Source organism: Peribacillus sp. FSL M8-0224 (assembly GCF_038003055.1).
Taxonomy (GTDB): domain Bacteria; phylum Bacillota; class Bacilli; order Bacillales; family DSM-1321; genus Peribacillus; species Peribacillus frigoritolerans.
This window is the reverse complement of record NZ_JBBOOJ010000001.1, coordinates 3247381-3260406: the sequence shown is the minus strand read 5'-3', so window position 1 is coordinate 3260406 and position 13026 is coordinate 3247381. Positions and strand designations below refer to the sequence as shown.

Sequence of the window (13026 nt, the reverse complement as noted above, 5' to 3'; positions counted from 1 at the left end):
AATAGGGGTCGTCTAGTCTATGAAAAAGATATATGGGGTAATGGGAGATCCAATTGCACATTCGATGTCACCGGACATTCATAATGATGCATTTGAAAAAGAAAAAATAGAAGCGGTTTATCACCATTTTCATGTGACGAAAGAAGGATTGAACGATGCCGTGAAAGGCATGAAAGCCCTTGGTATAGAAGGGTTTAACATCACGATCCCTCATAAGACTTCAATCATCCCTTTCCTTGATGAAGTGGATGAACTGGCCCTGGCAATCGGGGCTGTAAATACGGTTGTTAACAAAAATGGTCGGTTTATAGGGTATAATACAGACGGAAAAGGATTTTTTAAATCTTTATGCGATGAAATATCAGGTGACATCAAGGCTAAAAAAACGTTAGTGATCGGAGCGGGCGGTGCTGCGCGTGCGATTTATTTTACCCTCGTGAAAGAAGGGGTAAAGCAAGTTGATATTGCAAACCGGACAAAGGAAAGAGCGGCCCAGCTTGTTTCTGATTGCCCTTATGATAAAGTATCGAAGGCACTCTCGATTATCGAAGCGGAAGAAAGCTTATCACAATATGATTTAATCATCCAAACGACTTCTTCTGGAATGAGTCCTGAACTGGATCATTCGCCGTTAAAGGTCGACCAGCTTAAAACCGGTGCAATTGTCAGTGATATCATCTATAACCCTCTGCAAACCAAGCTGCTCCGTGAAGCTGGGGAAAAAGGGGCGGAAACGCAAAATGGTCTGGGAATGTTCATCAACCAGGCTGCGCTTGCATTTGAGATATGGACAGGCATTATGCCGGATACAGCAAGAATGACAGATATTGTCTTGAACAAACTAGGAGGTAACACATGTTAACAGGAAAACAAAAAAGATTTTTACGATCAAAGGCCCATCACCTCAATCCAATTTTTCAAGTTGGTAAAGGCGGAGTCAATGATAATCTCATCAAGCAAATTGGTGAGGCGCTTGAAGTACGTGAATTGATCAAGGTCAGCATCCTGCAAAACTGTGAAGAGGACCGCAATGATGTGGGGCTTACTTTATCAAAAGGTGCACGGGCGGAATTGGTTCAGATTATCGGCAACACAATTGTGCTGTATAAAGAATCAAAAGAAAACAAACAACTTAAATTACCTTAAGGAACCTATCTATGAAAAAAATTGGAATTCTTGGCGGTACATTCAATCCTCCGCATATCGGGCATTTAATTATAGCCAACGAAGTGCTGGATGCCCTTGAGCTAGATGAAATCAGGTTCATGCCAAATCACGTTCCTCCACATAAGGAAAAATCGGAGGAAGTAACCGATATGGACAGGCTGGCCATGTTGGAAAACGCGATAGCCGGAAACCCATCTTTTTATATTGAGGGTATTGAAATAGAAAGAAAAGGCACATCTTATACGTATGACACGATAAAATTGCTTAAAGAACTTGAGCCAGCCAATGAGTTCTATTTCATAATTGGCGCAGATATGATTGAGTACTTACCGAATTGGCATCGTATCGACGAGCTGGTGCATATGGTCAATTTCGTCGGGGTGAAGCGCCCTGGATATAATGAGAATACCGTATACCCGATCACGATGGTGAAAGTCCCGCAGATGTTCATTTCGTCTTCCATGATACGAAGGAAGTTAAGAACAGGGAAAACCGTGAAATATTTAATAGCAGATCCAGTGGTGAAGTATATTAAAGGGAATGGTTTATATGAATCGTGAGAAAGCATTGGCGCTGGTCAAAGAACAAATCACCGAGCGCAGGTACATTCATACCTTGGGTGTGGTCGAGTCAGCGATTGAACTTGCTGAACGGTATGGGGCCGACGTCAAAAAAGCGGAACTTGCAGCCATTTTCCATGATTATGCAAAATTTCGTCCTAAAGAAGAAATGGAGCAAATAATAATCGCTGAAAAAATGGACCCGGCGTTACTTGAATACAATATGGAGCTGTGGCACGCTCCTGTCGGGGCTTATCTGGTGAATAAGGAAGCAGGCATTCAGGACGCTGAAATCTTGGATGCGATTGCCTATCACACGTCTGGCAGGGTTGGCATGAGCCTTTTGGATAAAGTCGTATACCTTGCTGATTATATCGAGCCGGGACGTTCTTTTCCCGGTGTCGACGAAGTCAGGCAGACAGCAAAGCAAAATTTGGATCATGCTGTCATCCAGGCTTTAAGGAATACAGTTGTTTTTTTAATGAAAAGAAATCAGGCAATTTACCCTGACACATTTAAGACATATAATGATTTGATCATGAATTTGAAGGAGAAGATGTAATGACTGAACGTGAACTTCTTGTAATTGCAGCAAAAGCGGCGGATGATAAAAGGGCGGAGGATATCGTGGCATTGAACATGCAAGGAATTTCCCTTGTAGCGGATTACTTTTTGATCTGCCACGGTAATTCTGAAAAACAAGTACAAGCAATAGCTCGTGAAATGAAGAGCAAAGCTGATGAATCAGGAATCAATGTAAAGCGTCTTGAAGGTTTTGACGAGGCAAAATGGGTGCTTGTGGATCTTGGCGATGTAGTGGCCCACATTTTCCATAAAGATGAAAGAAACTACTATAACCTTGAACGTCTATGGGGCGATGCACCTTTTGAAGATCTAGAGAGTGAACTGACTTCATGACTTACGAACGCTTTGCCTATGTATACGATGAATTGATGAAGGACGCACCTTATGAAAAATGGCTGATGATCCTTACGGCGAAGCTGGAACAGTATGGAATTGGTGGAAAGAAAGTTCTGGATTTAGCGTGTGGAACCGGGGAAATGACAGTAGAATTGGCGCAGCACGGATTCGAAGTCACCGGCGTGGATTTATCTGATGAAATGCTTCTTGTTGCTAATGAAAAAGCGGTTAAGCTTGGATTATCGATTCCGCTTTTCCAGCAGAATATGGCAGAACTCGAAGGACTTGGCCAATTTGATTGTGTCACGATTTTTTGTGATTCGCTGAACTACCTTCGCGACGAAGAGGATATAGTCAAGACGTTCAGCCGGGTTCATGAGCATTTGAAGGATGGCGGATTATTCATGTTTGATATCCATTCCCTTTATAAAATGGAAGAAATCTTTCGTGATCATACGTTTGCTGTCAATGGTGAAGAAGTATCCTATATATGGGATTGCTTCCCGGGTGAAGAACCTTACAGCGTGGAACATGATTTAAGTTTTTTCGTAAGGGATGATGAAAGCGGCCTTTATGACCGTTTTGATGAGTTGCATTATCAACGGACCTATCCAGTTGAACAATATAAAAAGTGGTTGGAGCAAGCAGGTTTCACGGTTTCTGAAATTCTGGCGGATCTAGAAGAAGCACCGCTCGTAACGGAAACCGAAAGAATCTTGTTTGTAGCCAGTAAATGATAAAGAGGTCAAGATCCCCGTTCGTACAAGTACGAGTGGAGGTCTGACCTCTTCTTTTTTTTACTTTTAGAAGGAATTGAGATCTTGATTACGAATATTAATAAGGATGGCCGAACTGTTTTTCAACTTCGTGAAGATCCTCTGCAAACTTTTCATGTGTCGCTTGAAAAAGATGGTGGAACATTTCCCCGGTTTCAGCTTCTAAAACCTTGATCCCCTCACCTGTTATTCCACCTTTTACACAAACCTTTTCCTGTAAGGTCGGTAATGTATAAACCCCTTTACCGAGCAATTCCCCTAAGCCAACCAGCATATTCTCAGTCAAAGTCGTAGCCGTTTCTTTATCTATCTTCGTCGTTTGGCAAGCCGCGTCAATGAAAGCTTGAGCTAAATAGCTGAAGAAGGCAGGGCCGCAGCTGACAATATCGGAAGCTACCCGGGTGATATCATTCTCAATGATGACCGGTGCCGATATGGCGGAGGCCAAATCGAATAAAGCTGACACTTTCTCCTTACTGCAGCTCTCGCTGAAACTCAGTAACGATACGCCTGAACCCACACGGTTCGTTATGCTCGGGATAAAACGGGCACAGGGTGCATTCACTGCCGATTCGAGCTGGGAGACGGAAAGCGGGCTTGTGATGGAAATAACCAGCTGATCCCTTTTTATATGCTGTTTGATGCCTTGTAATAGGCTGTTAATTTGCAATGGTTTTACACAGAGAAAGATAAAGTCCGCTTGTTCGACGATTTCGGCTGCGCTTTCCGCAACCTTGATACCCTGGTGTTTCTCTTTCAGCACCAATGCTTTGGAAAGTGTGCGATTTGTAATGATTAGATCTGCCGGATTCAATATTTTTGCCTCCAGCCATGCCTCGATTAAAATGGTACCCATATTTCCGGTTCCGATAACACCGATTTTCTTCAATTCCGATCAACTCCTCTCACTTAAAGCGATTGATTCTCCTAAAAACACTATGTATTTTTAATCTGTCCTATGACAATGTATCGTGCGAAATCCAATAAGGAGGTAAAGAAATGGAAGGGATTTTAAAAAGGAAAATGACGATGATTACCGTTGCCGTGGCATTTGTGGCAGGGGGCATTTACTTTTTTTCTCAACAAGGGGAGGATCCGGCTGATACGGAAGATATATTTTCCGTTACTGCAAAAGAAGCTGAAATGGAACAAAGTGTAAATGAATCGGCTGCCGAACCTGAGATCATTAAAGTGGACGTTAAAGGAGCGGTCAAGTCCCCAGGCATATTTACAGCACAGGCAGGTGACCGGGTGATTGATTTGATTTCGTCTGCGGGCAGTTTTACGGAAAAGGCTGACAAGGATAGAATTAATTTTGCCCAAATCATCGAAGATCAAATGGTCATTTATGTTCCGGAAATAGGTGAAGAAGACAAAGGGAACTTGGAGAATATACAAGCCGGTACGTCTGGTGATGGCGTCACTAAGGGTACGTCAGGAGGACTGGTGAACTTGAATGCTGCTACACAGGAAGATTTGCAAACCTTGACGGGAATTGGACCATCCAAAGCGAATGCGATCCTGGAATACAGGGAGACGGTAGGGAAATTCAAGGAGGTCGATGAATTGAAGCAGGTTACGGGAATCGGCGATAAAACGTTTGAAAGGTTGCGGGATTCCATTTCAGTGAAATGAATGCTACACAAATGGATAGGAAGAGGGTAAAATTGAAGAAAATCATTCTAGTGGTAAGGGGATACAACATGAACAGAATTAGTTGGGATCAATATTTCATGGCACAAAGCCATTTATTAGCTTTAAGAAGCACATGTACACGCCTCACTGTAGGGGCGACCATCGTCAGGGACAACCGAATCATTGCCGGGGGATATAATGGGTCCATTGCGGGAGGGACGCATTGTATTGATGACGGCTGTTATGTAATTGATAATCATTGTGTCAGAACGATACATGCAGAAATGAATGCACTTTTACAATGTGCGAAATTTGGGGTGCCGACTGATAAGGCGGAAATATATGTGACGCATTTTCCGTGTCTTCAGTGCTGTAAATCACTCATCCAAGCTGGCATAAAGGCCGTTTATTATGCCGAGGATTACAAAAATCATCCATATGCCCTCGAATTATTCAAACAGGCGGGTGTCAAGACCGAGAAGGTTGAAGCAAAAGGGGCCATCGATGTTAATGGAAAACAAAAAAAGGACTTTGTATTCTCATTGCTAGCTCAACTTGAACAAAACGGTCTGGGAAAAGAAGAATTATTGGAACTGGAAAAGCAGGCCAATCAGATATTCGAAAATTAAATAGGACGGGGGGCAGGCATGGCCAGACATCTTATCTTACTGGCCGTTTCAGCCACATTTGGTGTTACGGCCCATTCTCTTTTAAATGTAAGGCTGCTGATCATTATCCTTATTTTTCTCTGTTTCCTTTATTTTTCGGTGGGCTTAAGTGTGAAGGCCCTTAGTTTTCATTTGGTGATCATGGGGATATTTTTAGGGGCCGCCTCCTTCTCCGATCACCGAAACAAAACTGCCTATCATGGAACGGAAAGCCAATTTATCATCACATTTACCGACCAACCGAATATAGATGGAAATTCATTAAAAGGATTCATTGGCAGTGAGAAAGGCGAACGGCTAGTGCTTCGTTATAAAATCACGACCGAATTGGAACAGGAGAAGCTGAGTCAGTTTCTGAGAATAGGTTTATCTTGTCCGGCTGAAGGGACATTGCAAATTCCCGAGAAAAACAGGAATGAAAACAGTTTCGATTACCAGCGTTATCTTTTCCGCCAAGGCACCCATTGGATATTCAAAGCGGATTCCATTTCATTTCAAGAATGCAAAGAAGGTGGAAACTCGATTCTGCTTTCGATTCGTAATTTGCGCCTGAAGGGGATTGCATATATTAGAGAACACTTTCCTGAAGAGTCGAGCGGTTTTGTCACAGCGCTCATATTCGGTGACCAGAGATATATAGATGAAGGGGACCTTACTAATTATCAGCGGTTGGGGTTGGTTCATTTACTGGCGATTTCCGGCCTTCATGTCAGTTTTTTAACGGGGGTGTTATTTTACATCGGCATCAGGGTTGGGATTACACGGGAAAGAATGATGTTGGCCATCTTACTCTTCCTTCCGGTTTACATGTTACTTTCAGGTACCAGTCCATCCGTGGTGAGATCCTGTTCAATGGCTATGCTTTTCTTTCTACTCCTGCTATTCAAGAAGCGGATTTCGGCGGGTGCCGCAATTGGATCGACTTATTTGGCACTTTTGTTTTTTCGGCCTAATATGCTCTATGATATAGGTTTTCAGCTTTCATTCGCGGTCACATTCTCCATTATCATGTCTTCAAGCATCTTCTTGCAATACCCGAAGAAATCGATGCAGCTGTTCGTCCTCAGTTCCATCTGCCAACTGGCAGCCCTTCCGATTTTGCTTTTTCATTTTTTTGAAGTATCTTTACTTGGCGTGTTTCTGAACGTATTGTATGTTCCGCTTTATTCCATCATTATGCTGCCATTTTCACTGATTTCCCTCCTCATTCATTTATTACTGCCTTCCTTTGGTCAACCTCTCATATCATTATTGAATTTCACCTTCGTACTCTGCAACAAAGCCGCAGATGCAGCATCGGAATTGCCGCTCGCCTCCATTCCGTTTGGAAAGCCGCCTTTCCTCATGATGTTCCTACTTGTTATTTCCCTTATAGGGTTATGCCTGACTTGGGAAGTATCCTTTGAAAAAAGTAAAATCTGGTGCGGAATGATAATCGTCCTTTTACTTTTGCAATTTAACTTACAAAGGTTCTCACCTTTTGGTGAAGTGCAAATCATCGACGTTGGACAAGGTGACTCCATTTTAATTATCCTGCCTTTCAATCGCGGTAATTATTTGATTGATACGGGCGGGCATATTACATTTCCAATCGATACGTGGGCGATAAAGCGAAAGAAGTTCAACACGGCGGATGATATCATTATTCCATTATTGAAAAGTAAAGGAATCCACCAATTGGACAAACTGATTTTAACCCATCCGGATGCAGATCATATGGGAAGTGCAAAAGAATTAATAGATAATTTTAAAGTTGCGGAGATCATCATTGGAGGCTGGAGTGAAGAGCAATACAGGGATATGGATCTTGTAACCGTGGCGAGAGAGAAAAAAGTGAAAATGACCGTCCTGAAAAGGGGGGACCAATGGGTGGCGGGCGGAGCGCGGTTTGCTGTGCTAAGTCCATTTGAGCAAGAAGAAAATAAGAATGATTCATCCATCGTTCTATTCACGGAGCTTGGGGGAGTGTCATGGTTATTGACCGGCGATATGGGAGAAGAAGGGGAAAGGGAACTTTTGAGAACATTTCCGCAGTTGCAGGCGGATATCTTGAAGGTAGGTCACCATGGCAGTAAAACTTCTTCTTCCGCGCCCTTCCTTGAACAGCTGCAGCCGAAAGCGGCGCTTATTTCAGTTGGAAAAGATAACCGCTACGGTCACCCTCATGGAAACGTAATTGGGAATTTGGAGGGGAATGGCATAAAGGTGTTCAGGACGGACGAGGATGGTTCTATTATTTACAAGTATTACAAAAGCAGTGGAACCTTTCGGAAGACTCTCCCATAGTATATAGAAAATCAAAAAGAAAGAGACTGCAGCAGCAGCCCCCATCAGGAAAAATAAGTGCATGTAATGAATGAAATCAGGATCCGACAGCTTTAATGACGACAGCTATGGTGAACATGGCAGCGAAAAATACAAAAGAACCGATGAATCCTATAGCGGAATCAGCGACGTCATCTGTCTTTGATTGAACATTCTTTTCGAATTCGTTCATTATTTACCCCTCCTATTTCTGCTAATAGTATAAAACATTACCAAAAAAAAATCTACAGGCTTCATTCCTTCATTTCCTTTACTGACAAGAGTTGTCACAAATAGTTTGGGATTTTGAGGTCAAAATAAAAGTACAAACAAAGCAAGAGAAAACGAAAAGCTCATTTGTTCTACATGAATACTCTACCCGCTTTCAAGGGAGATTACCCGGGCCTTTCTTGAAAGTGTTCATATAGATCCGGAATTAGCCCTTTTAAGGGCTAGTTCCCTTTATAGCTTGTCAAATGGTCCATCCACCTATACCATTAGAGAAGAATACATAGTAAAGAGGCGGATTCTATTGGTATTAGACGTTTGGAAAAGTATAAAAAAAGGGCAATTCGCGCCAGTATACTTGTTATATGGGACGGAAGCCTATCTAATTAATGAAACGAAGCAGCTATTGATCGAGAATGTCCTTCACGAAGATGAGATGGATTTTAACTTTTCTCAATTTGATTTAGAAGAGACGCCTGTTGAAACTGCGCTTGAAGATGTCGAAACCCTCCCGTTTATCGGAGAAAGGCGCCTTGTCTTCATGCAAAACCCATTTTTTTTGACAGCTGAAAAAACGAAGTCAAGAGTTGAGCATAATGTGAAAAGACTGGAAGCGTACTTGGCTGACCCAGTTCCATATTCTATTGTCGTATTGACCGCACCTTATGAGAAACTGGATGAACGGAAGAAAATCACCAAGGAACTGAAGCGTAAGGCGGTTCTCGTTGAAGCGAAGAAGCTTGGTGATCATGAGTTAAAGGGGTGGGTGAAGGAGAGGGTCGAAGCTTCTTCAGTCCGAATAGATGAGCAGGCTACAGAGCTTTTACTTGAACTTGCAGGAACGAATCTGATGATGCTGACGAATGAACTGGATAAAATGGTGCTTTATACGGAAGCTGAGAAGCACATTACAGTCGAGGTAGTGGAAAAGCTGGTCGCTAAATCCCTTGAACAGAATATCTTCACACTTGTTGATCATGTGTTACAGAGGAAAATGGAGAGTGCCATGACGATACTGCACGATCTTCTCAGGCAGAATGAAGAGCCGATCAAGATCTTGAGTGTCATGGCAGGTCAGGTCAGGCTCATGTATCAAGTGAAGGAGCTTTCACGTCAGGGCTATAGCCAGCAAAAAATTGCGGGTCAACTGAAGGTGCACCCTTACAGGGTAAAGCTGGCACTTGAAAAGACGGGGAAATTCCAGGAACGCGAGTTGTTGAGCATCATGAACGACTTAGCGGAAGCGGATTATATAATGAAGACCGGCCAAGCAGATAAGGCAATCACGCTTGAGCTGCTGCTTTTAAAAATTAGATGATAAAAAAGGTGGCAGATATCCTGTCACCTTTTTTATGCAAAAAACGGCACAAAAAAAACGATCCGATTGGATCGTTTAATTTTTTGTCATTATGCGTTAAGAGCGTTAAGTCTTTTCGCTAAACGAGATTTTTTACGGGCTGCCGCATTTTTATGGATTAATCCTTTAGATGCAGCTTTGTCTAATTTCACAGCAGCTGTTAAAAGAGCTTCTTTAGCAGCTTCAACGTTTTCACCAGCTAATGCAACTTCAGCGTTTTTCACTGTAGTACGCATAGTTGATCTAACAGTAATGTTATGAACGCGTTTTTTGTCGTTGATTTTTACACGTTTAATAGCAGATTTAATGTTTGGCATTCCGTTCACCTCCTACAAAGAAATCGAGATTATATGAACTCGACTTTTCAAATCCATATCAAATAGCACAAGTGATATTCTATCAGACTGCTCATAAATATGCAATACTTCAGATTGAGAATCGAAAAGGAATTATAATTTCGGGAAAAAATTCATCTCGTCATCATTCATTGTACCAAAAAAATGAATAATAAAAAAGCAAAAACGACAGAATGTTTAAGAGAGACTATTGAAAATACTAGATTAGATACAATTCAAACATCAGGAGGCCGTTATGGAAAATAATTTGGACCTTAGTGAATACGGAATTCGAACAGATTTGGCGATTGAAGCAAAGGAGATTGCCCTTGAACATAAAGGTGTAGTAGAGGAAGTGGATGTTTCCCGCATCGAAGGGGTCATTATTAAGGAAAAAGAAGTGGATGATCTGAAGGTATCCTTAGTTGAGGTCACGGCTGAGGGAGAAAAAGAAATCGGTAAGAAACAGGGCAGTTATTTGACCATCGAAGTGCAGGGAATCCGCCAGCAGGACACGGATACGCAGCAACGGGTGGAAAAGGTGTTCGCCAACGAACTGGCTTACTTCTTGAAACGGAATAAAATCACAAAAGAAAGCAGTTGTTTGGTTGTCGGTCTTGGTAATTGGAATGTTACCCCCGATGCCTTGGGGCCTGCAGTCGTTGAGAACCTTGTGGTCACAAGACATTTGTTCGAATTGCAGCCAGAGTCCGTCAAGGAAGGCTATCGGCCGGTCAGTGCGATTTCCCCTGGGGTGATGGGGATTACCGGAATCGAGACAAGTGACATCATAAAAGGCGTCATCGAAAAAAGTAATCCTGATTTCCTTATCGTCGTTGACGCATTGGCTGCCCGTTCGATCGAACGGGTGAATTCTACGATTCAAATTACGGATACAGGCATCCATCCAGGGTCTGGTGTGGGAAATAAACGAAAAGAATTAAGCCAGGCTACACTGGGAGTTCCTGTTATAGCAATTGGAATACCTACTGTCGTGGATGCCGTATCCATTGCCAGCGATACGATAGATTATATTTTGAAGCACTTTGGCAAGGAACTGAATGAAGGGGACAGGCCATCACGCTCGTTGGCACCAGCTGGATTCAGTTTTGGGAAGCGCACAAAGCTGACCGAAGAGGATATGCCAGGTGAAAAGGAGCGCCAAACCTTCTTGGGAATGATAGGTGTCCTCCCTGATGAAGAGAAACGGAAATTGATTTATGAGGTACTGTCACCGCTTGGTCAAAATTTGATGGTTACACCGAAAGAAGTCGATGTTTTCATTGAGGATATGGCCAATTTGATAGCCAATGGTTTAAATGCAGCCTTGCATCATTCAATAAATCAAGATAATGCCGGCTATTACACCCGTTAATTCACTTTCAGTGCCCAAAAATGGTGTTCTACCCTTTCTAGCAAAGTCATAGGTATTAATAGACAAGCTATAGAGAGGGTGGAAGGATGAAAAGAAGAAATTCCCCAGGAATCATAACAGCCATTCACGGATCAACAATAATAAAAACTTTTCTAGGTATTCTCGCCTTGCTTCTTTTTGTTTTTTCAGTCAGTGGGGTCATGACTTCCCTAAGACCGGAGTATCGGATATCTTCTAACTCCGTACATACTGTAGCCAATCAATTCTCGGGAAAAATGCTGTTTTCGATGCTGGCCAATGAAAATCATTATCTTTTTAATGCCCTGCCGGAAGGTAAGCAGGAATCCATCATCACGAATCAATTGATAAAAGTCTCGACCAACATTTCACTTGAGGACCCGCGAAGTTTACTGGGAAGGGAGCTTCCTGGCTTTTCGATTTTTGATAATGAGATCCTCGTTGCTGGGGAAGGAACGAATTATACGAATATGCCGTATGAATCTTCGCCGCCAGTGGATGTCCTGAATGAAGAAAGGGATGCATCCCTGCAAAACCTGGATGAGATTGAAGAACCGGATAAAGGAGTGACCAATCAGCCGAATCAAACGACCAATGGCCGGAAAGTGGTCGAGATATACCATAGTCATAACCGGGAGTCATATCTTCCATATTTAAAAGGGGTGACCGACCCCGACCTAGCCTACCATTCTAAAATCAATATTACGAAACTCGGGGAACGGATGGTTGAAGATTTGGCTGATAAGGGAATCGGCTCCTCGCTCGATAAAACGGATATCATGGGCAATCTGAATAATAAAGGATTGAATTATGCCAAATCGTATCAAGAATCACGGAAATCCGTCCAGACGGCAATGGCCAATAACAAAGATTTAGAATATCTGATTGATATCCACCGCGATTCAAAGCGGAAGAAACATACGACAATTACAATCAGAGGTAAAGAGTATGCCAAGATCGCCTTCGTGATCGGGGGGAATAACCCGAACTATGAAAAAAATGCCGCACTTGCCAATAAAATTCATAAAGCTCTGGAAAAAAAATATCCCGGAATTTCACGAGGGGTTATGAAACAGGGCGGAGCGGGTCAAAATGGAGTATATAATCAGGATTTATCAGGCAATTCCATGCTAATTGAAGTTGGCGGTGTTGATAATACTTTCGAGGAAATGTACATGACCGTTGATGCCTTTACCGAGGTTTTCAGTGAATTTTACTGGGATGCCAAAGCAGTGGATAATCCGACCGGGGATTCGGAAGCGAGGTAATTTGAAAGGAGTTCTCTTATCATGGTTCGATTTTGGTTGAAATGTACAGGGATTGTGCTCGTATTGTTTTTAGGTGTTTTAATCGGGATGCAGCAAGCCAACGACGGGATGAAAAAAATGAAGGGGTATGAAGATCCCTCTTTGAATAGTGCATTCATCATTAACCAATCGGACCAAGGGGAGATGGAAGCGGATATCCTTGGCGAAAAAGTGACGAGTCATGATTTGGAGACGAAAAAAGAAAAGCTTGAAGAAATGAAAGCTTTCAACTTTTTCTCATCGATTGGCAAATCGCTTGGAGAGACCATATCAGGTGCCTTTCAGGCCCTTATTGATATGATTTAGGTAGGAAATAAGTTGATTGTGCCCTGCAAAAGGCTGCATCCGAATCCGGGATGCAGCCTTTTTTTATAC

Annotated in this window: 16 protein-coding genes; 13 read left to right on the top strand and 3 right to left on the bottom strand. The window is 42.6% G+C overall.

Annotated features, from left to right (window positions below; all coding sequences use genetic code 11):
• Window positions 1–19: 19 nt before the first annotated feature.
• From aroE to MKX49_RS15610, 6 genes are read left to right on the top strand one after another with little or no spacing between them, the layout of a single operon-like run.
• On the top strand, window positions 20–862 hold the full coding sequence (gene aroE, locus MKX49_RS15635; protein ID WP_323598443.1) for a shikimate dehydrogenase: 843 nt from the start codon (window positions 20–22) through the stop codon (window positions 860–862).
• Window positions 856–1146 (top strand): ribosome assembly RNA-binding protein YhbY, encoded by a 291-nt coding sequence (yhbY, locus tag MKX49_RS15630; protein WP_034308574.1) that lies wholly within the window; start codon window positions 856–858, stop codon window positions 1144–1146. Before aroE ends, yhbY begins: the two co-directional genes overlap by 7 nt.
• A gap of 11 nt (window positions 1147–1157) precedes the next feature.
• Window positions 1158–1727, top strand: a complete 570-nt coding sequence (locus MKX49_RS15625) for a nicotinate-nucleotide adenylyltransferase (RefSeq protein ID WP_048682820.1) — start codon at window positions 1158–1160, stop codon at window positions 1725–1727.
• Window positions 1717–2289, top strand: a complete 573-nt coding sequence (gene yqeK, locus MKX49_RS15620; protein WP_054400178.1) for a bis(5'-nucleosyl)-tetraphosphatase (symmetrical) YqeK — start codon at window positions 1717–1719, stop codon at window positions 2287–2289. The genes MKX49_RS15625 and yqeK overlap by 11 nt, the downstream gene beginning before the upstream one ends.
• Window positions 2289–2645, top strand: a complete 357-nt coding sequence (gene rsfS / locus MKX49_RS15615; protein ID WP_034308569.1) for a ribosome silencing factor — start codon at window positions 2289–2291, stop codon at window positions 2643–2645. The genes yqeK and rsfS overlap by 1 nt, the downstream gene beginning before the upstream one ends.
• Entirely contained in the window at window positions 2642–3385 is a 744-nt protein-coding gene (locus tag MKX49_RS15610) for a class I SAM-dependent DNA methyltransferase (RefSeq protein WP_048682831.1), read from the top strand. Before rsfS ends, MKX49_RS15610 begins: the two co-directional genes overlap by 4 nt.
• Before the next feature lie 97 nt (window positions 3386–3482).
• Here MKX49_RS15610 and comER read toward each other — a convergent pair whose 3' ends face one another.
• A complete protein-coding gene (gene comER / locus MKX49_RS15605) occupies window positions 3483–4313 on the bottom strand; it encodes a late competence protein ComER (RefSeq protein WP_323598444.1) in 831 nt (276 codons plus the stop codon).
• 110 nt (window positions 4314–4423) lie between these two features.
• On the opposite strand from comER, the gene MKX49_RS15600 reads away from it, so the two are divergent.
• The 3 genes from MKX49_RS15600 (at window position 4424) to MKX49_RS15590 (ending at window position 8013) form a co-directional block, all read left to right on the top strand.
• On the top strand, window positions 4424–5059 hold the full coding sequence (locus tag MKX49_RS15600; RefSeq protein WP_340876945.1) for a helix-hairpin-helix domain-containing protein: 636 nt from the start codon (window positions 4424–4426) through the stop codon (window positions 5057–5059).
• Window positions 5060–5127: 68 nt separating this feature from the next.
• Window positions 5128–5688, top strand: a complete 561-nt coding sequence (locus tag MKX49_RS15595) for a ComE operon protein 2 (RefSeq protein WP_340876944.1) — start codon at window positions 5128–5130, stop codon at window positions 5686–5688.
• An 18-nt stretch (window positions 5689–5706) separates the two neighbouring features.
• The gene (locus MKX49_RS15590; protein ID WP_340876943.1) at window positions 5707–8013 is read left to right on the top strand and encodes a DNA internalization-related competence protein ComEC/Rec2; all 2307 of its coding nucleotides are present in this window, start codon (window positions 5707–5709) and stop codon (window positions 8011–8013) included.
• A gap of 76 nt (window positions 8014–8089) precedes the next feature.
• Here MKX49_RS15590 and MKX49_RS15585 read toward each other — a convergent pair whose 3' ends face one another.
• The gene (locus tag MKX49_RS15585) at window positions 8090–8224 is read right to left on the bottom strand and encodes a YqzM family protein (RefSeq protein ID WP_034308559.1); all 135 of its coding nucleotides are present in this window, start codon (window positions 8222–8224) and stop codon (window positions 8090–8092) included.
• Between the two features lie 339 nt (window positions 8225–8563).
• Here MKX49_RS15585 and holA point away from each other — a divergent pair, with 339 nt between their 5' ends.
• The gene (holA, locus tag MKX49_RS15580; protein WP_340876942.1) at window positions 8564–9577 is read left to right on the top strand and encodes a DNA polymerase III subunit delta; all 1014 of its coding nucleotides are present in this window, start codon (window positions 8564–8566) and stop codon (window positions 9575–9577) included.
• An 89-nt stretch (window positions 9578–9666) separates the two neighbouring features.
• On the opposite strand, the gene rpsT is transcribed toward holA, so the two are convergent.
• Window positions 9667–9933 (bottom strand): 30S ribosomal protein S20, encoded by a 267-nt coding sequence (gene rpsT / locus MKX49_RS15575; protein ID WP_034308554.1) that lies wholly within the window; start codon window positions 9931–9933, stop codon window positions 9667–9669.
• A 274-nt stretch (window positions 9934–10207) separates the two neighbouring features.
• Here rpsT and gpr point away from each other — a divergent pair, with 274 nt between their 5' ends.
• The 3 genes from gpr to MKX49_RS15560 all read left to right on the top strand — a co-directional run bounded on the left by gpr (window position 10208) and on the right by MKX49_RS15560 (window position 12957).
• Entirely contained in the window at window positions 10208–11326 is a 1119-nt protein-coding gene (gpr, locus tag MKX49_RS15570; RefSeq protein ID WP_048682845.1) for a GPR endopeptidase, read from the top strand.
• Window positions 11327–11412: 86 nt separating this feature from the next.
• On the top strand, window positions 11413–12612 hold the full coding sequence (spoIIP, locus tag MKX49_RS15565; RefSeq protein WP_340876940.1) for a stage II sporulation protein P: 1200 nt from the start codon (window positions 11413–11415) through the stop codon (window positions 12610–12612).
• Window positions 12613–12633: 21 nt separating this feature from the next.
• Window positions 12634–12957, top strand: a complete 324-nt coding sequence (locus MKX49_RS15560) for a YqxA family protein (protein ID WP_340876939.1) — start codon at window positions 12634–12636, stop codon at window positions 12955–12957.
• Window positions 12958–13026 lie beyond the last annotated feature (69 nt).

Bases quoted from the DNA above. Each gene is read 5' to 3' on its own strand.
- MKX49_RS15595 (WP_340876944.1), top strand. From the start codon at position 5,128: ATGAACAGAATTAGTTGGGATCAATATTTCATGGCACAAAGCCATTTA.
- yhbY (WP_034308574.1), top strand. From the start codon at position 856: ATGTTAACAGGAAAACAAAAAAGATTTTTACGATCAAAGGCCCATCAC.
- rsfS (WP_034308569.1), top strand. From the start codon at position 2,289: ATGACTGAACGTGAACTTCTTGTAATTGCAGCAAAAGCGGCGGATGAT.
- rpsT (WP_034308554.1), bottom strand. From the start codon at position 9,933: ATGCCAAACATTAAATCTGCTATTAAACGTGTAAAAATCAACGACAAA.
- MKX49_RS15585 (WP_034308559.1), bottom strand. From the start codon at position 8,224: ATGAACGAATTCGAAAAGAATGTTCAATCAAAGACAGATGACGTCGCT.
- MKX49_RS15625 (WP_048682820.1), top strand. From the start codon at position 1,158: ATGAAAAAAATTGGAATTCTTGGCGGTACATTCAATCCTCCGCATATC.
- spoIIP (WP_340876940.1), top strand. From the start codon at position 11,413: ATGAAAAGAAGAAATTCCCCAGGAATCATAACAGCCATTCACGGATCA.
- yqeK (WP_054400178.1), top strand. From the start codon at position 1,717: ATGAATCGTGAGAAAGCATTGGCGCTGGTCAAAGAACAAATCACCGAG.
- MKX49_RS15600 (WP_340876945.1), top strand. From the start codon at position 4,424: ATGGAAGGGATTTTAAAAAGGAAAATGACGATGATTACCGTTGCCGTG.
- MKX49_RS15610 (WP_048682831.1), top strand. From the start codon at position 2,642: ATGACTTACGAACGCTTTGCCTATGTATACGATGAATTGATGAAGGAC.
- gpr (WP_048682845.1), top strand. From the start codon at position 10,208: ATGGAAAATAATTTGGACCTTAGTGAATACGGAATTCGAACAGATTTG.
- MKX49_RS15590 (WP_340876943.1), top strand. From the start codon at position 5,707: ATGGCCAGACATCTTATCTTACTGGCCGTTTCAGCCACATTTGGTGTT.
- MKX49_RS15560 (WP_340876939.1), top strand. From the start codon at position 12,634: ATGGTTCGATTTTGGTTGAAATGTACAGGGATTGTGCTCGTATTGTTT.
- aroE (WP_323598443.1), top strand. From the start codon at position 20: ATGAAAAAGATATATGGGGTAATGGGAGATCCAATTGCACATTCGATG.